The sequence below is a fragment of the Saccharopolyspora sp. NPDC002376 genome, from assembly GCF_053593195.1.
Map to the genome: position 1 here is coordinate 234034 of NZ_JBSFBZ010000002.1, position 20555 is coordinate 254588.

The following is a 20555-nucleotide window of genomic DNA, read 5'->3' on the forward strand; positions in this document are numbered from 1 at the left end:
TCCCCCGACGACTCGGTGTCCACGACACAGGAGGTAACCGATGAGTGCCAGCGCCACGGCGGCGAGCGGCAACAAGAAGGGGTTCGCCCAGCTGCAACGGCTGGGCCGGAGCCTGATGCTGCCGATCGCCGTCCTACCCGCCGCCGCGCTGCTGCTGCGGATCGGCCAGGACGACCTGCTCGGCGCCGAGGGGCTCGGGCGCTCGCTGCCCTGGCTGCTCCCCGTCGCCGACGTGGTCGGCGCCGCGGGCGGCGTGCTGTTCGACAACCTGCCGATCCTGTTCGCGATCGGTGTCGCGATCGGTTTCGCGAAGAAGGCCGACGGGTCCACCGCGCTGTCCGCCGCCGTCGGTTACCTGGTGCTGTCCGGCGTGATGTGGAAGATCACCGGCACCGAAGCGGACACGGTGTACAACAAGGGCCCTTACGGCGTGCTCGGCGGCATCATCGCCGGTCTCGTAACGGCCTGGCTGTGGCAGCGGTACCACCGCATCAAGCTACCCGCCTACCTGGGCTTCTTCGGCGGTCGCCGGTTCGTGCCGATCGTCACCGCGGTCAGCATGCTGGTCATCGGCGTCGTCCTCGGCCTGCTCTACCCGATCTTCGACGCCGGCCTGACGGCCTTCAGCAACGCGGTCACCCAGAACGCGGTGATCGGCAGCGGCATCTACGGCGCGGTCAACCGGCTGCTGCTGCCGTTCGGCCTGCACCACATCCCGAACAACGTGGTCTGGTTCCTCTTCGGCGACTACCACGGCGAGAAGGGCGACATCTCCCGCTTCTTCGCGGGTGACCCCACCGCGGGCACCTTCATGACCGGTTTCTTCCCGATCTTCATGTTCGCCCTGCCGGCCGCCGCGCTGGCCATCTGGCAGTGCGCCAAGCCCTCACAGCGCAAGATCGTCGGCGGCGTGATGATCTCGACCGCGCTGACCGCGTTCCTCACCGGCATCACCGAGCCGCTGGAGTTCTCGTTCATCTTCGTGGCCTGGCCGCTGCTGCTGGTCCACGCGCTGCTCACCGGTAGCGCCCACGCGCTGGTCAACTTCCTGGACATCCACAGCGGGTTCGGCTTCTCCGCGGGCGCCATCGACTACGTGCTCAACTTCGGCATCTCGAAGAACTCGCTGTGGCTGATCCCGATCGGCCTCGGCTACGCGGTCATCTACTACTTCGTGTTCCGGTTCGTGATCACGAAGTGGAACCTGCGCACGCCGGGTCGTGAGGAGGACGACAACGACGTGGCCGAGAACGGCGCGGATAATGCCGATGGGAAGGCCAAGTCGGGCCCCGACCAGACCTGATCCCCGGCGCACACCTTCCCCCATCCCCCGACGAACGGAGAGCTCAATGTTCGAGCGACGGGTCACCGTGGCCAGCAAGGTGGGTCTGCACGCCAGGCCCGCGGCCCTGGTGGCGAAGGCCGCCTCGGCGCAGCCGGTGAAGATCACCATCCGCAAGGACGGCGCCGAGCCGGTCGAGGCGGGCAGCATTCTCGGCCTGATGACGCTGGGTGCGGCCTTCGGCGACGAGGTGGTTCTGGAAGCAACCGGCGACGGCGCCGAAGCAGCCCTGGACCACGTTGCCCAGCTGGTCGCCTCCGACCTGGACAACGCCAACTGACCCCAAGCCCCTGACGACAACGGCTCCTCCGCACATTCGCGAAGGAGCCGTTCTCGTTTCCAGGCCACAGTTTCAATTGAAACTGTGAATCGTCGTGGCTGGGATTTACAGTTTCAATTGAAACTGTGGTTCTGTTCCAGGCGCGGACGACTGATCGATCAGAGCGGGAGCGGGACCTCGTTGCCGGTGGCGTTGGCGAGGGCGTCGCGCATGACCTTGCGGGGGGCCGAGAGGCCGGTGAACTGCTCGACCTGGCCGAACGCCTGGTGCAGGAGCATGTCCAGACCCGTCGCCACGCGTCCACCAGCCGCGGTCACCGCTGCGGCCAGGGGCGTCGGCCAGGGGTGGTAGATGACGTCGAGCACGCACGCCGCCGTCGCCAGCTCCGCCACGCGCTCTCCGAGCGCTCCCGCGGGCAGCGTCGACACCACGACGTCCGCCGCGGCCGCGGCGTCCGCGAGCGCTACGCGGTCCAGCCGCTCCACGCTCACCGCGATCCCCACGCGCTCCGCGGTTTCCACCGCGTCGCGCGCTCTCGCGGGCTCACGCACCGCGATCGTCGCTTCGCGGATCCCGAGCTCCGCGAAGCCCGCCAGGGTCGCGGCGGCGGTGCCGCCCGCTCCCAGCACCAGCCCGCGGTGCCCGGTGTAGAAACCGCCGGCGGCGCGCAGCGCTCCGACGACCCCGTCGACATCGGTGCAGTCCGCAGCCCAGCTGCCGTCAGCCCGGTGCACCAGCGTGTTCGCCGCACCGACCGCTTCAGCCCGCGAGCTGACCACGTCGGCGACGCGCAGCGCCGCGCGCTTGCCCGGCATCGTCACCGACAGCCCGGCCCACTCCCCGCCGAGACCGGCGACGAACTCGACCAGTTGCTGCTCGTCGGCTTCGACCCGCTCGTAGGTCCAGTTCTTCAAGCCCAGCGCGGCGTAAGCGGCGCCGTGCAAGACCGGGGACAGCGAGTGCTCGATCGGAGAACCGAGCACCGCTGCCCGCCGCTGGTCGTCAGAAGGCACCGCGAGCCTGCGCTTCCTCGATGTAGGCCTGGTGCTGCTCGTAGGTGTCGGCGAAGCAGGACGTGCCGTCCGGGTAGCACTTCACGAAGAACAGCCAGTTGCCCTCGGTCGGGTTCTCCGCGGCCTCCAGCGCTTCCTTGCTGGCCGTCGAGATCGGCGTCGGCGGCAGCCCGTAGTTCTGGTACGTGTTGTACGGCCCCGGCCGCTTCCGGTCGTTCAGGTCGGTCAGCAGGCTCGGCTTGTCCAGCGGGTAGTTGATCGTGGAGTCCATCTTGAGCTCCATGACCGGGTCGGTGAGCCGGTTCTCGATCACCCGCGCGACCTTGCCGAAGTCCTTGGTGATCGCCTCGCTCTGCGTGATCGAGGCGATGGTGAGCAGCTCGTACGGGGTGTGCCCGGTGCCCTCGGCCCGCTGCGGCAGACCCGCGACCTCCAGCGCCGCCGCGGAGCGGGTGACCACGTCGTGCAGCACGTTCTCCGCGGTCTCGCCCGGCTTGACGTCGTAGATGCCGGGCATGATCAGCCCTTCCAGCCGCCGGTTCGGCTCCGCCTTGGACGCATCCTCGATCGCCCAGTCCGGCACGCCCAGCGCCTTCAGGTCGGCGGTCGCGGCGATGTGGTGCATCTCCTCGGAGGTGGCGCACGTCGGGTTCTCGCCGGCGCAGGTGGCCTCGGCGAGCCTGGTCAGGATGCCCGGGGTGTGCCCGCCGTCGGGGGCGAGCTGGTCCTCCAGCCGCATGCCGCCGCGGATGTCGACCCGGCCGACCTTCGCCTTCGGCGACAGGATGTGCGCCACGGCCGCATCGCCGGACATCTTGTTGCGCATCAGGTAGTAACCGGGCTGGATGCTGTTGATCTGCCGGTTCTCCTCGGCGGCCTTGGTGAAGGCCTTGGTGCTGGCCACCACGTGCTGCTCGGACAGGGTGCGGCCGATGGCGCTGACGGTGTCGCCGGGCTTGATCTCGACGACCACATCCCCGGTGCCGTCACCGTCGTAGTCCTCGTAGGCGCCGATCTGCATGATCTGGCTGGCTCCGTAGAGCACGCCGACACCCACCAGCACCAACACGAACAGTCCCGCCAGCGCGGTCACCAGGCGACGCCGCTTGCGGCGGCGGAAGCGCTCCGGGTCCGGCGTGCGGCGGCGCCGCTCGTCGGGCTCGTCGGCGAACAGTCCGAGATCGTCGGTCACGAAAGGTCCTCTCGCGTCTTCCCCCGACTGTCCAAGAACGCCTGCAAGATCTCCACGGCCGCGGCCTGGTCCACCACGGCGCGCTGCTTCTTCCCCTTCACCCCGCGCTGCGACAGGATCCGGCTGGCGGTGACGGTGGTCAACCGCTCATCCGAGAAGCACACCGGCACAGGTGCGATGCGCTCCGCGAGCGCCGTCCCGTAGGACTGCGCGATCTCCGCGGCGGTGCCGTGGCGGCCGGCCAGCGTCTTGGGCAGGCCCACCACGACTTCCACCACGTCGTGCTCGGTGACGAGCTCGGCCAGCTGCGACAGGTCGCTGCCGCCCGCCTCGTCCCGCTTCAGCGTGATCAGCGGCGTGGCCAGCATCGGAGCGGGGTCGCTGAGCGCGACGCCCACCCGGACCGAACCGACGTCGACGCCGAGCCGACGCCCCGGTCCGGGGTCCGCCTGCTGGTGCTCGCTCACCCGCCAGCCACCACCTGGTCGACGGCCTTGCGCAGGGCGTCGATCGCGGCGGTGATCCCGGCCGGGTTCGTGCCGCCGCCCTGGGCCATGTCCGGCTTGCCGCCGCCGCGCCCGCCGACCTCGGCGGCGAAGCCCGGCACCAGCTTGCCCGCGGCCAGACCCTGGTCGCGGGCCGCGTCGTTGACGCCGACCACGAAGCTGACCTTCTCCGCCTCGGCGGAGAACAGCGCGACCACGGACGGGCGGGAACCGAGTCGGCCGCGGATCTCACCGGCCAGCGCGCGCAGCGCACCGCCGTCCACGCCGTCCGGCACCTGCTCGGCGACCACGGTCACGCCGTGCACGTCGGTGCCCTTCTCGGCGAGCTGACCCGCGGACTGCAGGACCTGCGCGACGCGCAGCTGCTGGATCTCCTTCTCCGCGGACTTCAGCCGGGACACGACGCCGCTGATGCGCTCCGGCAGCTCCTCGGCGGGCACCTTGAACTGCTCGGCCAGCTGGGTGACCAGCAGGTGCTCCTTGCTGATGTGACGCATCGCGTCCATGCCGACCAGCGCTTCGACGCGGTGCACGCCCGAACCCACCGAGGAGTCCGCGACCAGCTTGACCACGCCGAGGCGGCCGATGCGCGGCACGTGGGTGCCACCGCACAGCTCGCGGGAGTAGTCGCCCATGTCCACGACCCGGACCTGGTCGCCGTACTTCTCGCCGAACAGCGCGACCGCGCCGAGCTCCATGGCCCGGTCCATCGTCGTGTTGTAGGTCTGGACCTCGACGTCGCTCTGCAGGTAGTCGTTGACCTCTTCCTCGACACCGGAGAGCACGCCGGCCGAGACCGCCGCGGGGGCGGTGAAGTCGAAGCGCATCCGGCCCGGCGAGTTCAGCGAACCGGCCTGCGCCGCGCGCTTGCCGTAGGCGCTGCGCACCGCCGCGTGCACCAGGTGCGTCGCGGAGTGGGAGCGCTCGATCGCGTGGCGGCGGGCCTGGTCGACCGCGGCCTCCAGCGCGGTGTCCACGCCCAGCTCGCCCTCGACGACCTTGGCGCGGTGCACGAACAGACCCGGCACCGAGCGCTGCACGTCGTGGACCTCGACGGCCACGCCGGGACCGACCAGCCGACCGGTGTCGGCGATCTGGCCGCCGCCCTCGGCGTAGAACGGGGTGCGGTCCAGCACCAGCTCGACCTCGGTGCCCGCGGGCGCGGACTTGGCCGGCTGGCCGTCCACCAGCAGGCCCAGCACCCGGCTGCGCGACTGCAGGTCGGTGTAGCCGATGAACTCGGTGGTGCCGTGCTCGTCCAGCAGCGTGCGGTAGGTCGACAGGTCGCCGTGGCCGGTCTTGCGGGCCTTGGCGTCCTCCTTGGCCCGTCGGCGCTGCTCGGACATCAGGTCCCGGAAGCCCTGCTCGTCGACGCTGAGCCCCTGCTCGGAGGCCATCTCCAGGGTCAGGTCGATCGGGAAGCCGTAGGTGTCGTGCAGCTGGAAGGCCTTGTCGCCGGCCAGCTGGCCGCCGCCGGCCTTCTTGGTCTCGGCCACCGCGACGTCGAAGATCTTCGATCCGGCGGTCAGCGTGGCCAGGAAGGCCTCTTCCTCGTTGCGCATCACCGAGTCGATGCGGTCGAACTCGCTGACCAGTTCCGGGTAGCTCGGCGCCATCGCGTCGCGCACGACCTTGCTGAACTCGCCCAGCACCGGCTCCTGCACGCCCAGCAGGCGGGTGGAGCGGATGATCCGGCGCAGCAACCGGCGCAGCACGTAGCCGCGGGCCTCGTTGCCGGGTGTCACGCCGTCGCCGACCAGCATCACGCCGGAGCGGGCGTGGTCGGCGATGACGCGGAAGCGCACGTCGTCCTCGTGGTTGTCGCCGTAGCGACGGCCGGAGAGTTCCTCGGCCTTGGCGATGACCGGACGGACCAGGTCGGTTTCGTAGACGTTCTCCACGCCCTGCAGCAGGCAGGCCACCCGCTCGACGCCCATGCCGGTGTCGATGTTCTTGCTGGGCAGGGTGCCGATCGGCTCGTGCCCCAGCTTCGGCGAGAGCTCTCCCCTGATGTCCTGCATGAACACCAGATTCCAGATCTCGATGTAGCGGTCCTCGTCAGCGACCGGGCCGCCCTCGCGGCCGTACTTCGGGCCGCGGTCGTAGTAGATCTCCGAGCACGGACCGCCGGGACCGGGCACGCCCATGTCCCAGTAGTTGTCCTTGCCGTCGCGGGCCTGGATCCGGTCGGCCGGGACGCCGACGACGTCCTGCCACAGCTGCCGGGCCTCGTCGTCCTTCTCGTAGACGGTGACCCACAGGCGCTCCGGGTCGAAGCCGTAGCCGCCGTCGGACTGAGACTTGGTCAGCAGCTCCCAGGCGAACTGCATGGCGCCTTCTTTGAAGTAATCGCCGAAGGAGAAGTTGCCGGCCATCTGGAAGAACGTGTTGTGCCGGGTGGTCTTGCCGACCTCGTCGATGTCGCCGGTGCGCACGCACTTCTGGATGCTGGTCGCACGCGGGTACGGCGCCGGGGCCTCGCCCAGGAAGTAGGGCTTGAACTGGACCATGCCGGCGTTGACGAACAGCAGCGTCGGGTCGTCCAGGATCAGCGACGCGCTGGGCACCACGGTGTGGCCGTGACTGCGGAAGTGCTCGGTGAACCGGCTGTAGATCTCGTGGGTCTGCACGATGGGTTCCTCGGGAATTTCAGGTGTCGGATTGCGCGGTAGCGGCGAGCGGCTGGCGGCGTGGCGCCGACGTCAGCGGCCCGCCCGGCGAGCTCGCCGAGCACCGGCCGCGTCCGGGGCCGCGTCGATCCGGCGGAACTGCACCGTGTCGGCGTTGTGCACGACGTCCTGCAACTCCTCTTCCCGCTCCTGCATCCCGGCGCGCACCTCGGCGCCGAACGAACCGACCGCACCGGCCAGTTCGCGAACCGCACCGCCCAGCTGCTCGGCCATGCCGCTCGGCGTCGCCTTGCGCGCCGTCTCGGTGAACTTGCGCATCGCCATGACTCCGGCCACTGCGCCGGCGCCGAACCAGAACAGGCGGCTCACTTGCGCCCCCCTTTGCCCTTGCGGCGGGTGTGCCGGCCAACGGGCTCCTGCTTGCGCTTGCGGCGCTTCTTCAGGGCCTTGCTGACCCCGTAGGAGAACGCCGCTGTCTTCACCAACGGACCACCCAGTGTAGCCGTGAACAGCGAGGACAACGCCGAGACGTTGCCGCTGATCGTCTTGGCGTTGGCGGTGATGCCGTCGACCCGCTCCAGTTGCGTGTTGACGTGAGTGATCGTCGAATTCGCGCCGGTGAACAGCGGGTCGGAATTCTCGTGCGCCTTTCGGATCGCGGTGGTCGCCTCGTCCAAAGTCCGGCCGAGCTTGATCAGCGGGATCGCCAGCAGCACGACCAGCAGCACGAACGCTCCGGCGGCGATCAGCGCGGCGATCTGCGTGGGCGTCACGTGCCCTCCCGTATTTCCACGTCATGTCGGCAGACCAGAGCGTTGCCGCCCGGCCTGTTGATCGCTGCTCAGGTTACCGGCCCCGCTCCCCCACCTCCGCACCCGGTCACGGCCACCGCGTGCGCGACGCCTCCGACCGACTTCCTCGGTCAGAAGTGCGATTACCCCGGGCATCGATCAGATGCGAAACGCGAGTTCGCTGCGCATTTCTACAGTTTCAATTGAAAATGTGGTCTTCCCCGACCTCGCCGCTCATGACTGGCCGGCGTTGATCCGGGCGGCCTGGCGCGTCAGGTAATCGCGCTCGGCGAGATTGGGCGCCTTCTGCGCGGCTTCGACATACAGCCGTGCCGCAGTCGCGAGGTCGCCGTCGCATTCGTGGAGGTACGCCGCCACCGCAGCGCGGCGAGGCAGCAATTCGTCCAGTTCCGCGAGCGCCGCGAGTCCGGCGCGCGGCCCATCGGCCTCGCCGACGGCGACTGCGCGGTTGAGCCGGACGACCGGGCTGTCGGTCAAGCGGGCGAGCTCGTCGTACCACTCGACGATCTGCACCCAGTCGGTTTCCTCAGCGGTGGGCGCGTCCGCGTGGAGCGCCGCGATGGCGGCCTGGGCTTGGAACTCGCCCAGCCGGTCGCGCGCGAGCGCCGCCTGAAGGATCACGACGCCCTCGGCGATCAACGTGGTGTCCCACCAGCTGCGGTCCTGCTCGGCGAGCGGGATGAGACTGCCGTCGGGTGCGGTCCGGGTGGCCCGCCGGGCGTGGTGCAGCAGCATCAGCGCGAGCAGTCCCGCCACCTCGGGGTGGTCGATGGTGGCCGCGAGCTGCCGGGTGAGCCGGATGGCTTCGGCAGCGAGGTCGACGTCCCCCGAGTAGCCCTCGTTGAAGACCAGGTAGAGGACGCGCAGCACGGTGGCGACGTCGCCGGGCTGGTCGAACCGAACGCCGGAGACGGTGCGCTTGGCCCGGCCGATCCGCTGCGCCATGGTCGCTTCGGGCACCAGGTAGGCCTGGGCGATCTGTCGGGTGGTCAGCCCACCGACGGCACGCAGCGTGAGCGCGACCGCGGACGACGGCGTCAGCGCCGGGTGGGCGCACAAGAAGTAGAGCTGGAGCGTGTCGTCCACTCCGGGCGCAGGCTCCGGCACCGGCTCCTCGTCGACCCGGTCCTCGCGACGGCGGCGCGCGGCGTCTGCCCTGGTCGCGTCGAGGAACCGGTTCCAGGCGACGGTGACCAGCCAGCCCTTCGGATCCCGCGGCGGATCGTCCGGCCAGACGCGGACCGCTTCAACCAGCGCGTCCTGCACGGCGTCCTCGGCCGCCGTGAAGTCGGCTCCGCGGCGGCCGAGGATCCCGATCACGCTAGGCGTGAGGCTCCTGAGCAGCGCCTCGTCCATCCGAGCGGTCACTCCGTGACGGTGGGCGGCGTGGTCAGGAACGGGCGCAGCTCGAGCCACTCGTGGATCGGCTTCCCGCCCTTTCCGGGGGCCGCGGACAGCTCCCCGGCCAGCTCGAGCGCGCGCTCGTAGCTGTCGACGTCGATCACCATCCAGCCCGCGATGAGGTCCTTGGTCTCGGCGAACGGGCCGTCGGTGACCGGCGGGCGCCCCTCGCCGTCGTATTTGACGAACGTGCCTTCGGGAGCGAGCGCCTGGGCGTCGACGAACTCACCGGTTTCCACGAGCCGGTCCGCGAAGTCCTGCATGTACTTCACGTGCGCCGCGATCTCCTCGGGCGTCCACTGGTCCATGGGTACGTCGTTGACCGAAGCCGGAGCGCCTCGGTAGTGCTTGAGCAGCAGGTACTTGGCCATGGTGCGCCTCCTCGGTGCGGGTGCGACCCATTCTGGTCGCATTCACCAGCGAGGACGGAGCACATCACCGGTTCTCGACATCATCACCCAAGATCTTTTCGGACTCACTTCACCGGGGTGATCGGTTCGTCTCCGGCGAGGACGGCGGCGACGTTGCGGGCGGCGAGCTCGGCCATGGCCGTGCGGGTCTCGACGGTGGCCGAGCCCAGGTGCGGGACGACCACTACGTTGTCCAGCTCCAGCAACCCGGGCTCGACCTCCGGCTCGTGCTCGAAGACGTCCAACCCGGCACCGGCGATCTCGCCCTCGCGCAACGCCTCGGCCAGCGCCTTCTCGTCGACCACCGGGCCGCGGCTGGTGTTGATCAGGAAAGCTGTCGGCTTCATCGCCGCCAGCGCCTTGCCATCGATGAGGTGGCGGGTCTGCTCGGTGAGCGGGCAGTGCAGGGACACCACGTCAGCGGTCCGCAGCAGCTCGTCCATCGGCAAGTGGCGGGCGTCGAGCTCGGCCTCCACCTCGGCGCTGGCGCGACGGCGACCGGCGTAGGCGATGTTCATCCCGAAGGCGCGGGCCCGGCGGGCGACGGCCTGACCGATGCCGCCGAGCCCGACGATGCCGAGCGTCTTGCCTTGCAGGCCGGTTCCGAGCATGAACCCGAGGTGGAAGGTCCAGGGTTCGCGGGCGCGCAGCAGCCGTTCGCCCTCCCCGAGGCGGCGGGTGACCATCAGCAGCAGCCCGAGCGTGAGGTCAGCGGTGGCGTCGGCGAGCACGCCGGGGGTGTTGGTCACGGTGACGCCGCGGTCGGTCACGGCGGGCACGTCGATGTTGTCGTAGCCGACGGCGACGTTGGCCACCACCTGCAGCTGATCACCTGCGGCGGCCACCAGCTCCGCGTCGACCCGGTCGTGCAGCATCGTCACGACCGCGTGCGCACCCCGCACGGCCTCGCGCAGCTCGGGAGCCGACAGCGGCCTGTCCTGCGAGCACACCTGCACGTCGCCGACCTCGCGCAGCAGCTCCACCGCCGACTCCGGCACCGTCCGGGTGACCACGATCCGCTTGTCCACCAACGACCTCCTCGCGACGATTCCGATCGGAACCTACCCGTCCGAGGACCGCTGATCGACCAGCTCTTCGGGGCACCCCGAAGCGGTCAGTTGCCGCGGATGATGTCGCGCAGCCTGGGCACCCGGTCGCCGAGCGTGCGCTCCGCGCCCCGGCCGGTCGGCTGGTAGTAGTCGCGCCCCACCAGTTCGTCCGGCGGGTATTGCTGGGCCAGCACGCCTTCCGGCCGGTCGTGCGGGTACTGGTAGCCCTGCGCGTTGCCGAGCTTCTGCGCCCCCGAGTAGTGCCCGTCGCGCAGGTGCGGCGGAACCGGACCTCCCTTGCCCGCGCGCACGTCACTGCTCGCCGCGGTGATGGCCGTGGTCACCGCGTTCGACTTCGGCGCGGTGGCCAGGTGGATGGTGGCCTGGGCCAGCACCAATCGCCCCTCGGGCATGCCGATGAGCTGCACCGCCTGCGCCGCTGCGACGGCGGCCTGCAGCGCGGTCGGGTCGGCCATGCCGATGTCCTCGCTGGCGTGCACCACCAGCCGCCGCGCGATGAACCGCGGGTCCTCGCCCGCCTCGATCATCCGGGCCAGGTAGTGCAGCGCAGCGTCCACATCGGACCCGCGGATGGACTTGATGAACGCGCTGGCGACGTCGTAGTGCTGGTCGCCGCCCTTGTCGTAGAGCACGGCGGCGCGGTTCACCGTGGCCTCGACGGTGGCCAGGTCGATGACCTCGGCACCGGTCGAGCTCGCCGACTCCGCTGCGGCCTCCAGCGCGGTCAGCGCCCGCCGCGCGTCCCCACCGGCCAACGAGACCAGGTGTGCCTCGGCGTCGTCGTCCAACCGCAGCGCGCCACCCAGTCCGCGTTCCTCGGTGACTGCGCGACGCAGCAGGTTGCGGATGTCGTCGTCCTCGAGGCTGCGCAGTTGCAGCACCAACGACCGCGAGAGCAGCGGAGCGACGACCGAGAAGTACGGGTTCTCCGTAGTGGCCGCGACGAGCAGCACAGTGCGGTCCTCGACTGCGCCGAGCAGCGCGTCCTGCTGCGTCTTGGAGAAGCGGTGCACCTCGTCGATGAACAGCACGGTCGACTCGCCGGAACGACCGAGGCGGCGCCGGGCCTCCTCGATGACCGCGCGCACCTCCTTCACCCCGGACGACAGCGCGGACAACGCCGCGAACCGACGCCCGGTGGCCAGCGACACGAGGTTGGCCAAGGTGGTCTTGCCGGTGCCGGGCGGACCGTAGAGCAGCACGGAAGCAGGCGCGGCTCCTTCGATCAGCCGTCGCAGCGGCGCCCCAGTGCCGAGCAGGTGCTGCTGACCGACGACCTCGTCGAGCGAACGAGGCCGCATCCGCACCGCCAAAGGCGCGTTGTCGGCCAACCGCTCACCGGCACGCTGCTCGGTCTCAGCACCGAACAAACCCTCGTCGAACAGCCCCTCACTCACACCCCGACGCTACCGGTCACCCCCGACGGCCTTTTTGGGCGTCAGCCCACCCGGGCGGGCAGGGCCACTTCGACGGTGCTGCGCTGCGGGTTCCGCAGCGCCGAGGCGGGCCAGGTGGCCGCCGCTGCCCGATCGATCTCCGCGCTGAACGAAATCATCCCCACCGTCGATGCATATTAATTCATATCATTGGATGCATATCCATGCACGTGGGGATGTCGTGACGCAACACCGTTCCGCTGCGCAGCTAGCGCGCGCTCAGGCCGAGCGGAACGCCGGGTAGGGCTGCAGGTGCAGGGCACCCGCCCCGAAGCGGTCGACCAGCGCGTCGACCACCTGGTCGGCGAGCTCCGCGACGTCGTCCTGCCCGGAGGCCACCGCGTCGGCCCGCAGGTGCCGCCACCGGTCGACCAGCGCCGTGCTGCGGCGCGGCGAGGGCATGTGCAGGTCGATGGGCCGGTCGGTCTCGCCGGTTCGCGGCAGGAACCACCAGGTCGAAACCCAGATCCACAGCAGCTGGGCGTTGAACAGCCGCGGCAGCAGCACCTCGTCGTCGTCCAGCTCCGGCCAGACCTCGGCGATCTCCGAACGCCAGGTGGACAACATGCTCTCGGCGAGGTTGTCCGGCAGCGCGTACGAGCACCACGACGACGGGAACGGGTACTGCAGGTACGCCGCGTCCATCGCGACGTCGCGCACGCAGCCCCACTCGAAGTCCAGGAACCGCACCCCGTTGCTGCCGGTCACCAGGCTGTTGTCCGGGCAGATGTCCGACGGGCTGAACGCCCGGTACCGGCTCGACTGCAGCAGCTCGGTCGCGGTGGTGAGCCGCTCGACCATGGCCGGCGGGGTGTCCACGCCCAGGACCTGGCTGAGCAGCTCCGGCAGCTCGGACACCGAGCGCACGATGTCGTCGGCCACCGGATCGGTCCACGATTTGGCACCCAGCCGCCGCATCAGCGCGTCGAAGTCCTCTTCGCAGCCGGCGGTGGTGCTGTGCAGCCGCCCGAGCGCCCGCGCCCAAGCCAGCAGCGCTGTCTCGGCGACCCGGGAGTCGTCGGCGAACAGCACGTCCGCCAGCGTGGAACCACGCCCGAGGTCCTCGAGCACCAGCAGGCGCTCGGCCGCGTCGTGCGCGATGAGCTCGGGGCCGACGCGCGCCTCCGGCGGCAGCGCCGTGGTGAGCTGGCAGCTCGCCGCTTCGTGCGCGAACGGGTCCGAACGGGCTTCCAACGGGCACTCGCCGTAGTGCTTTACCACGACGGTCCTGGGCAGTTCGAAGGGCGACTCGGCGATCCGCACCCGCATGACTACGGAGCGGTCGCTACCACCGAGATCCTCGGCATCGGCAAGTCGGACCGGAGCTCCGGTCCGCTTGCTCAGCACAGCTTCCGCGGTCCCGACGGTGTCTGTCGCCACGGTTGTGACCGGGACGCGAACCTCCGGGGGACCGGTGGTGATCTCCACGCTCATCGTCTCCAGACACTACCCCCACAACATGAACCTGAGCGGCCATAACCGGTCAAGTGACGCACAACCGGTCAGCAACCGTAATCGCAGCGTGTTCGCCGGTGGACAGCCTCCGCCACCTCCGCGACGGCACGGACGCCCCCGTGCGAACTTCCCCCTAACGGGGACGGAACGACAGCACGTCCACGTTGCACGGCGGCGAGGATTCCTCAACGGCCTGTCCCCTACAGCATTTCCCAGGTGGGCACCCGGTCATCCGTCCTCGCCAGCCGAGCGCGGAGCAGGAGGACCGCCGACGCCGCCACGACGATCCCCACCAGGTTGACCGCGAGCTGGGCGATCGAGCTGGCGCACTGCGCCCAGTCGCCGAGCGTCGCCGCCACCACCGCGTAGCCAGCCGCGGGCACCGTGGTGACCGAGATGAACACCCCGACCAGAACCGCGGATTTCGCTGAGGTCAGCGACAACATCCCAGCCGCCCCGGCCAGCAGCGACACGACGAGCGACGACCAACCGACCTGGTAGATGAACGAAACCTCGCTCTCTGCCGGCAGCGCCACGCGGTTGATCAGACCGATCCACTCGCCGCCGAACGCGGCGGCAGCGGTGATCAGCATGGCGACCGGGAAACCGACGGCCAGCGCCAACGCGGCCCGCCGCACCAGCAGCCACCGCCGCGACACCAAGCCGACCGCGATGGCGGCCAGCGGCCCGAACTCGGGCCCGACCACCATCGCGCCGACGATCGTCACCGAGGAGTCGGTCACCACCCCGACCGCTGCGAGCACGCAGGCGATGGACAGGAACGCCAGGAAAGTGCCGGTGAGCCGGCACTCCTCGCCGGTGCGGGCGATCAGCTCGTCCCACACCACCGCGTCGTCGCCGTCACCGGGCGCCGACTCCTCGGCCCGCTCGGCTCGTTCGGACAGCGTGGTTCCCACATCGGTGATGGTCACCGCGCCGACCTGGGCCAACTCCGACGCCCGGATCGCGGCCAGCACTTCGTCGGCGGCCTCGCGCGCCAGGTCGACCTCGATCAGGTCGCCCACCGGCTCCAGCGCACCACCGCGCACCAGCACGACGTGAGCCGCACCTGGGTGCGATCGGACCTCGGCCAGCACCCGTTCGGTGCGCTCAGCCGGGCAGATCACCCGCAGGTGCAGCACGTCTAGTCTCCGGTCAGCCCTGCTTCTCCACCACGCCGGGAGGGAACACCGAGATGCTCTCCTCGCCGACCTTGGCGGCGGGCTTGGCGTCGATACCGGCTTCCTTGCGCTGCTCGATGGTGATCGGGGACGGCGCCGAGGTCAGCGGGTCGAACCCGCCGCCGCTCTTCGGGAAAGCGATGACGTCGCGCAGCGAGGCGGCACCGGCCAGCAGCATGCAGATCCGGTCCCAGCCGAAGGCGATGCCGCCGTGCGGCGGCGGGCCGAACTTGAACGCATCGAGCAGGAAGCCGAACTTGTCCTGCGCCTGCTCCTGGGAGATGCCCAGCAGCTCGAACACCCGCTCCTGCACGTCCGAGCGGTGAATACGGATCGAGCCGCCACCGATCTCGTTGCCGTTGCAGACGATGTCGTAGGCCCAGGCCAGCGCGTTGGCCGGGTCCTCCTCGAAGTTGTCCACCCAGTCGGCGTTCGGCGAGGTGAACGGGTGGTGCACCGCGGTCCAGCGACCGCTGCCGACGGCCACGTCGTCGGTCTCGTCGACCGGCTCGAACATCGGGGCGTCGACGACCCACACGAACGCCCAGGCGTCGTGGTCGATCAGGCCGCAGCGCTCACCGATCTCCAACCGGGCCGCACCGAGCAGGCCGCGAGCCGCGGAACGCGGACCCGCCGCGAAGAACACGCAGTCGCCGGGGTTGGCGCCGACTGCCTTGGCCAGGCCTTCCCGCTCCGCGTCGGAGAGGTTCTTGGCGACCGGGCCGGACAGCGTGCCGTCCTCACCGACCAGGACGTAGGCCAGGCCCTTGTGCCCGCGCTGCTTGGCCCAGTCCTGCCAGGCGTCGAGCTGGCGCCGCGGCTGGCTCGTGCCGCCCGGCATCACCACTGCACCGACGTACGGGGCCTTGAACACCCGGAACGGGGTGTCCTTGAAGTACTCGGTCATCTCGGTGAGCTCGAGACCGAAGCGCAGGTCCGGCTTGTCCGTGCCGTACTTGGCCATCGCCTCGGCGTAGGTCATCCGAGGGATCGGGCGCGGGATCTCGTGGCCGGCCAGCTTGCTCCACAGCGCGGTCAGGATCGACTCGCCGAGATCGATGACGTCGTCCTGATCGACGAAGCTCATCTCGATGTCGAGCTGGGTGAACTCCGGCTGCCGGTCGGCGCGGAAGTCCTCGTCGCGGTAGCAGCGCGCGATCTGGTAGTAGCGCTCGAGGCCGCCGACCATCAGCAGCTGCTTGAACAGCTGCGGCGACTGCGGCAGCGCGTACCAGTTGCCGGGCTGCAGGCGGGCCGGGATCAGGAAGTCCCGAGCGCCTTCCGGCGTCGAGCGGGTCATGGTGGGCGTCTCGACCTCGACGAAGTCGCGGTCGTGCAGGACGTCGCGCGCGATGCGGTTGATCTCGCTGCGCATCCGCATGGCCTTGGCCGGCTCGGCGCGGCGCAGGTCCAGGTAGCGGTGCTTGAGCCGAACCTCCTCGCCGACCTCCAAGTGCTCGTCCAGCGGGAACGGCAGCGGCGCGGACTCCGACAGCACCACCAGCTCGGTGGCGGTCACCTCGATCTCACCGGTGGGGATCTCCGGGTTCTCGTTGCCCTCCGGGCGCCGGATCACCTCACCGGTGATCTGGATGCAGAACTCGGAGCGCAGCCGGTGGGCGCGCTCGGCCATCTCGCCCTCACGGAAGACGACCTGGGCGACGCCCGAAGCGTCGCGCAGATCGATGAAGATGACCCCGCCGTGATCGCGACGGCGCGCCACCCACCCGGCGAGGGTGACGGTCTGCCCGGCATGACCGGCGCGCAGCGATCCGGTCTCGTGCGTGCGCATCACGGGTACTGAGCTCCTTCTTCCGCTGTTGCCAGCGTTTCGACGGCAATTGCTTCGCTGTCGTCAGCACTGCCGAGGCCGCACGAGATGCGGGCTCAACAGGCATGACTCAGGACTTCAAGGCTAGCCAACGAGGCCTGGTGCACGCCCGGCAGGTGCCGCGCGTCGATCCACCGCCGCGCAGCGTCACCAACCGCGCTGGGCGCGGACGCCGACCGCGCGGCGCGCAGGCTCAGCGCGCTGCGGCGAAGTTCGCCCCGTTAGTCCGTTCGCCGCACCGGCACCAAATGGTCGATACCAATTTCGAGGCGGGTGCGCCACAATTCACCTGATTCGAAGATCGATCGACGATGAGGCAGCGACTTTGTTCAGCACCGCAACGCGCCCAAGGCTTGAATACCACCTTAAGCCAGCCCTGTTCCGACTTAAGTTGGAGATGCCTACCGGAACTCGGTCGTTGCGGATGACAGATCCACTCATTAGCGTAAGTTCGGATTCGGCGGACACGAGGAGTAACGATGATCGGCCCGAAAACAGAGGCCCGCCCGACCGCGCAGCCGACCGTCCGGAACGCGCAACACGGGACGAACGCGCTGTCGGCCGAACTCGCTGAACTGCTGCGCACCGGACCGTTCGAGGCCGCCCTGCGCACCGCGATCCGAGCCAGCAGGCTGAGCCTGGAGCGCATCCAGCACCGGCTGCGCGCCCGCGGCACCCCGGTCAGCATCACCGCGCTGAGCTATTGGCAGTCCGGTCGCCGACGCCCGGAGCGCCCGGACTCCCTGCTCGCGCTTCAGCAGCTGGAACAGGTCCTGGGCGTGCCGGAGAACGCGCTGTCCACACTGCTCGGCCCACCACGTCCGCGCGGCCGCACCCGGCAGGCCTCGGCCGAGGCGCCGCCGCTGAGCTCCCTGTGGTCGGAGAACGAGTCGGCCGCCGAGCTCCTCACCAAGATCGACACCAGCCACGACAGCAAGCTCGCCCGGCTCAGCCACCACGACGTGGTGCACGTCGACCAGCGTGGCGAGCTGCGCAAGATCCGCACTTGCAAGCTGGTCCGGGCAGAGAGCAACGGCGTGGATCGCTGGGTGATCATGTTCGACGGCGCCTCGTCCGGCGAGAACCCGCCGATCATCCGGCCGATCCGGTCCTGCCGGCTCGGCCAGGTGCTCACCGATCACGCCCGCGACCTGGTGGTCGCCGAGCTGCTGTTCGACCGCGCGCTGGCTCGCGGCGAGACGATGCTGCTGGAGTACGAGATCATCGATCCGCCGACCGGGCCGAACGAGGTCGAGCACAGCTTCTGCCGGCTGTTCCGGCTCCCGGTGCGGCAGTACGTGGCCGAGCTGCAGTTCGACCCGGCGCACCCGCCGACCCGCTGCGAGAGCTACGTGGGCGACTCCACCACGCAGGAGGTGGAACCCCCGAAGCCGCTGACCGTGGACCGGTTCGGGCGGACCCACGCGGTGGCGCTGGACTTCGGGATGGGCGTCTTCGGCGTCCGCTGGCAGCCGGAGGACCAGCTGGGCACCAGTTCGTCCTCCCGCACGACCACTCGGTGAGGCGAGCCGCAGAAACGGCCGAGCACGCACCGTAAACGGATATCCGGCCGCTTCCGAACATCGGTTGAATCTGACACTAGATCGCGGAATTTTTAACGCCCCGGAAACAGTCGGCCGATTTCCGAAACGGGACAGCAATCATCTTCAGCCGCATTGCCCGAACTCCAATCGAAAACGATATGCATCTGCATTACCGGCTCGATCTCGCCCGAGCGGCGCAGCCGACCTCGCGGATTCACCACCGACGACACGGACCCGCCTGACGTGGGAAGGCTTCAGCCGTCGTGCCCGGCACCGCGGTCGGGTTCGACGAGATCGAGGGTTGCGAACAGCTCGATGTGGATGCGGCCCATGCCTTGCTCCCGATGAGTCGGTTGTCTCGGCCAGGAGGTAGACCTGTGGGTGTCGGCGAACTCATCGCTGCACAGCTCAAAGCAGAGGCACGGCTCGCCCGACCACGCGTCACAACAGGGCGAGCTGGCGCTCCCGGTCCCGGTCCGCATCCGACTGCGGGGGGTCGTGCCGCTGCGTCCGGAAGTTCTCCGGTCGCCGCGGGCGGGCCAACCCATGACGCTGCTTGGCCTGCCCCACCAAGTGCGTGACTTCCCGCTGATACGACTTCGGGGCATACGCGCCATTCCGGTACAGCCGCTCGTACAGCGGGAGCAGGTCGGGCCGTTGGCTGCTCAGCCACTCGTGGAACCACTCGCGCGCACCCGGACGCAGATGAAGCACGATGGGCGTCACGCTCGTCGCTCCCGACTCGGCGATCGCGGCGACCGTGCGATCGATCTCGTCCGACGAGTCGCTCAGTCCCGGCAGGATCGGCGCCATCAAGACCGAGCACCCGACGCCTGCTTCGGCGAACCGCCGCACGACATCGAGACGACGCAGCGGCGACGGCGCTCCCGGCTCCACTGCCCGCCACAAAGTCTCATCGACCGATCCCACTGACACCGCCACGGACACTTCAGTCCGCTGCGCAGCCTCCACGATCAGGTCCAGGTCCCGGAGGATCAGCGTGCCCTTGGTGAGAATGGAGAACGGATTCGCGTGATCCCGCAGTGCCGCGAGGATCTCCCTCATCAACCGATAGCGTCCCTCGGCACGCTGATAGGGGTCCGTGTTCGTGCCCATCGCGATCGCCTCGCCCGCCCAGCGCGGACTGGCCAGCTCCTTGCGCAACAACGTGCCGGCGTTGAGCTTGACGACGATCTTGCTGTCGAAGTCGTGCCCCGCATCCAAGTCCAAGTACGTGTGAGTGCGGCGGGCGAAACAATAAATGCAAGCATGGGTGCATCCCCGGTAGGGATTCACCGTCCAGCGAAACGGCACCTGCGACTCGCCTGGCACCCGATTGATGATCGACTTCGCTCGGATCTCGATCGCGAAGGCATCCTCGGTCCCGGCCTCGATCGGGACCGGCCCGGGCAACCTCAACCCGGCCCGGCCGCTCCCGCGCTCAGCAGGCTCCGGTAGACCAAGCGGCAACTCGGCGGCCCGGCCAACATCAACCCGCTGCTCTTCCCAACGCATAACCACATTCGAACACAGTTTCGACAACCTGTCGACCCGCAAAACCCCACATCAACCAATCGTGGCCCCCAGAAGTCCCCCGCACCTCCGCTGCAAGCCACCCATGGCGACTTCGCGATCTTTCGAGCGCGAGAGAGCGGGCCCTCAGTAGTCTCCGCGCATGCCTGCTGATGCTCCGACGATTCTCGCTACCTCTGGGGGCTTTCTGGCTTCCGCGCGGCTGCGCTGGGAGGTTGGTCCGTTGACTCGGTTCGCGGTTGATCTCGCCGGCGTTGCGGGTCGGGCTCCCCGTGTGTGCTTCCTAGGGACCGCTTGCGGAGATGACAGCCGTCTGATCACGACCTTCTACGACAACGCGTGGCGCGAGGGGTGGGTTGGCAGCCACATCTCGCTGTTTCCGATGCCGAACGCCAGCGATCTGCGGGAACACCTGCTGGCGCAGGACGTCGTGTGGGTTTGGGGAGGCAGCGTCGCCGGGCTGCTGGCCATGTGGCGCCTGCACGGGCTCGACGCGGCCATCCGCGAAGCATGGCAGGCGGGCGTGGTTCTGACCGGTGTTTCAGCCGGTTCGATCTGCTGGCACGTCGGCGGCACCACCGACTCGTTCGGTCCCGCTCTCCAGCCGGTGACCAACGGCCTCGGCATGCTCCCGTGGTCCAACGGCGTCCACTATGACAGCGAGCCCGAACGCCGACCGCTCTTCCAAACCCTCATCGCGGACGGCACCCTCCCAGCCGGGTACGCGACCGACGACGGTGTCGGCTTGCTCTACCGCGGAACCGAAATGGTCGAAGCGCTCGCGGAGAAGAAGAGAGCCGGCGCCTACTGGGTGGAGCGCACCCCCGACGGCAGCGCCGTCGAAACCCGGCTGAGCGTCCGCAAGGTCTGACGGGCCCGAAGGAAACCGGGTCGGCGCTGGCCGAAATCCCAGCTCAGA

General features: G+C 69.3%; 19 protein-coding genes. 4 read left to right on the forward strand and 15 right to left on the reverse strand.

The window, feature by feature from the left end; genetic code table 11:
* Positions 1-40: 40 nt before the first annotated feature.
* Positions 41-1303 (forward strand): PTS transporter subunit EIIC, encoded by a 1263-nt coding sequence (locus tag ACWCO2_RS02860; RefSeq protein WP_450125982.1) that lies wholly within the window; start codon positions 41-43, stop codon positions 1301-1303.
* Positions 1304-1349: 46 nt separating this feature from the next.
* Positions 1350-1622 carry an HPr family phosphocarrier protein gene (locus ACWCO2_RS02865; protein WP_450125983.1) on the forward strand — a complete coding sequence of 91 codons (273 nt, stop codon included), beginning with the start codon at positions 1350-1352 and terminating at the stop codon, positions 1620-1622.
* 158 nt (positions 1623-1780) lie between these two features.
* Here the strand turns inward: ACWCO2_RS02865 and ACWCO2_RS02870 are convergent, their stop codons facing one another.
* The 14 genes from ACWCO2_RS02870 to aspS form a co-directional block, all read right to left on the reverse strand.
* Entirely contained in the window at positions 1781-2635 is an 855-nt protein-coding gene (locus tag ACWCO2_RS02870; protein WP_450125984.1) for a shikimate dehydrogenase, read from the reverse strand.
* Entirely contained in the window at positions 2625-3827 is a 1203-nt protein-coding gene (gene mltG, locus ACWCO2_RS02875; RefSeq protein WP_450125985.1) for an endolytic transglycosylase MltG, read from the reverse strand. Before mltG ends, ACWCO2_RS02870 begins: the two co-directional genes overlap by 11 nt.
* On the reverse strand, positions 3824-4294 hold the full coding sequence (gene ruvX / locus ACWCO2_RS02880; protein WP_450125986.1) for a Holliday junction resolvase RuvX: 471 nt from the start codon (positions 4292-4294) through the stop codon (positions 3824-3826). The genes mltG and ruvX overlap by 4 nt, the downstream gene beginning before the upstream one ends.
* The gene (gene alaS / locus ACWCO2_RS02885; protein ID WP_450125987.1) at positions 4291-6963 is read right to left on the reverse strand and encodes an alanine--tRNA ligase; all 2673 of its coding nucleotides are present in this window, start codon (positions 6961-6963) and stop codon (positions 4291-4293) included. Before alaS ends, ruvX begins: the two co-directional genes overlap by 4 nt.
* Positions 6964-7035: 72 nt before the next feature.
* On the reverse strand, positions 7036-7332 hold the full coding sequence (locus ACWCO2_RS02890) for a hypothetical protein (protein WP_450125988.1): 297 nt from the start codon (positions 7330-7332) through the stop codon (positions 7036-7038).
* Positions 7329-7736, reverse strand: a complete 408-nt coding sequence (locus ACWCO2_RS02895) for a DUF948 domain-containing protein (RefSeq protein ID WP_450125989.1) — start codon at positions 7734-7736, stop codon at positions 7329-7331. The genes ACWCO2_RS02890 and ACWCO2_RS02895 overlap by 4 nt, the downstream gene beginning before the upstream one ends.
* A 252-nt stretch (positions 7737-7988) precedes the next feature.
* Complete coding sequence (locus ACWCO2_RS02900) at positions 7989-9131, reverse strand: RNA polymerase sigma factor (protein ID WP_450126018.1); 1143 nt, start codon at positions 9129-9131, stop codon at positions 7989-7991.
* An 8-nt stretch (positions 9132-9139) separates the two neighbouring features.
* On the reverse strand, positions 9140-9547 hold the full coding sequence (locus ACWCO2_RS02905; RefSeq protein WP_450125990.1) for a YciI family protein: 408 nt from the start codon (positions 9545-9547) through the stop codon (positions 9140-9142).
* A 104-nt stretch (positions 9548-9651) separates the two neighbouring features.
* A complete protein-coding gene (locus tag ACWCO2_RS02910; RefSeq protein WP_450125991.1) occupies positions 9652-10614 on the reverse strand; it encodes a 2-hydroxyacid dehydrogenase in 963 nt (320 codons plus the stop codon).
* Positions 10615-10700: 86 nt separating this feature from the next.
* Complete coding sequence (locus tag ACWCO2_RS02915; protein WP_450125992.1) at positions 10701-12053, reverse strand: replication-associated recombination protein A; 1353 nt, start codon at positions 12051-12053, stop codon at positions 10701-10703.
* 41 nt (positions 12054-12094) lie between these two features.
* Positions 12095-12217, reverse strand: a complete 123-nt coding sequence (locus tag ACWCO2_RS02920) for a hypothetical protein (protein ID WP_450125993.1) — start codon at positions 12215-12217, stop codon at positions 12095-12097.
* A 94-nt stretch (positions 12218-12311) separates the two neighbouring features.
* A complete protein-coding gene (locus tag ACWCO2_RS02925; RefSeq protein ID WP_450125994.1) occupies positions 12312-13526 on the reverse strand; it encodes a phosphotransferase family protein in 1215 nt (404 codons plus the stop codon).
* A gap of 221 nt (positions 13527-13747) precedes the next feature.
* Positions 13748-14689 carry a DUF389 domain-containing protein gene (locus ACWCO2_RS02930; protein WP_450125995.1) on the reverse strand — a complete coding sequence of 314 codons (942 nt, stop codon included), beginning with the start codon at positions 14687-14689 and terminating at the stop codon, positions 13748-13750.
* Between the two features lie 13 nt (positions 14690-14702).
* On the reverse strand, positions 14703-16523 hold the full coding sequence (gene aspS, locus ACWCO2_RS02935; RefSeq protein WP_450125996.1) for an aspartate--tRNA ligase: 1821 nt from the start codon (positions 16521-16523) through the stop codon (positions 14703-14705).
* A gap of 515 nt (positions 16524-17038) precedes the next feature.
* On the opposite strand from aspS, the gene ACWCO2_RS02940 reads away from it, so the two are divergent.
* The gene (locus ACWCO2_RS02940) at positions 17039-18082 is read left to right on the forward strand and encodes a hypothetical protein (RefSeq protein WP_450125997.1); all 1044 of its coding nucleotides are present in this window, start codon (positions 17039-17041) and stop codon (positions 18080-18082) included.
* Between the two features lie 462 nt (positions 18083-18544).
* Here the strand turns inward: ACWCO2_RS02940 and ACWCO2_RS02945 are convergent, their stop codons facing one another.
* Positions 18545-19660 (reverse strand): Rv2578c family radical SAM protein, encoded by a 1116-nt coding sequence (locus ACWCO2_RS02945; protein WP_450125998.1) that lies wholly within the window; start codon positions 19658-19660, stop codon positions 18545-18547.
* Between the two features lie 118 nt (positions 19661-19778).
* On the opposite strand from ACWCO2_RS02945, the gene ACWCO2_RS02950 reads away from it, so the two are divergent.
* Positions 19779-20507: a Type 1 glutamine amidotransferase-like domain-containing protein gene (locus tag ACWCO2_RS02950; protein ID WP_450125999.1), complete on the forward strand. Its 729-nt coding sequence runs from the start codon at positions 19779-19781 to the stop codon at positions 20505-20507.
* Positions 20508-20555: the final 48 nt, after the last annotated feature.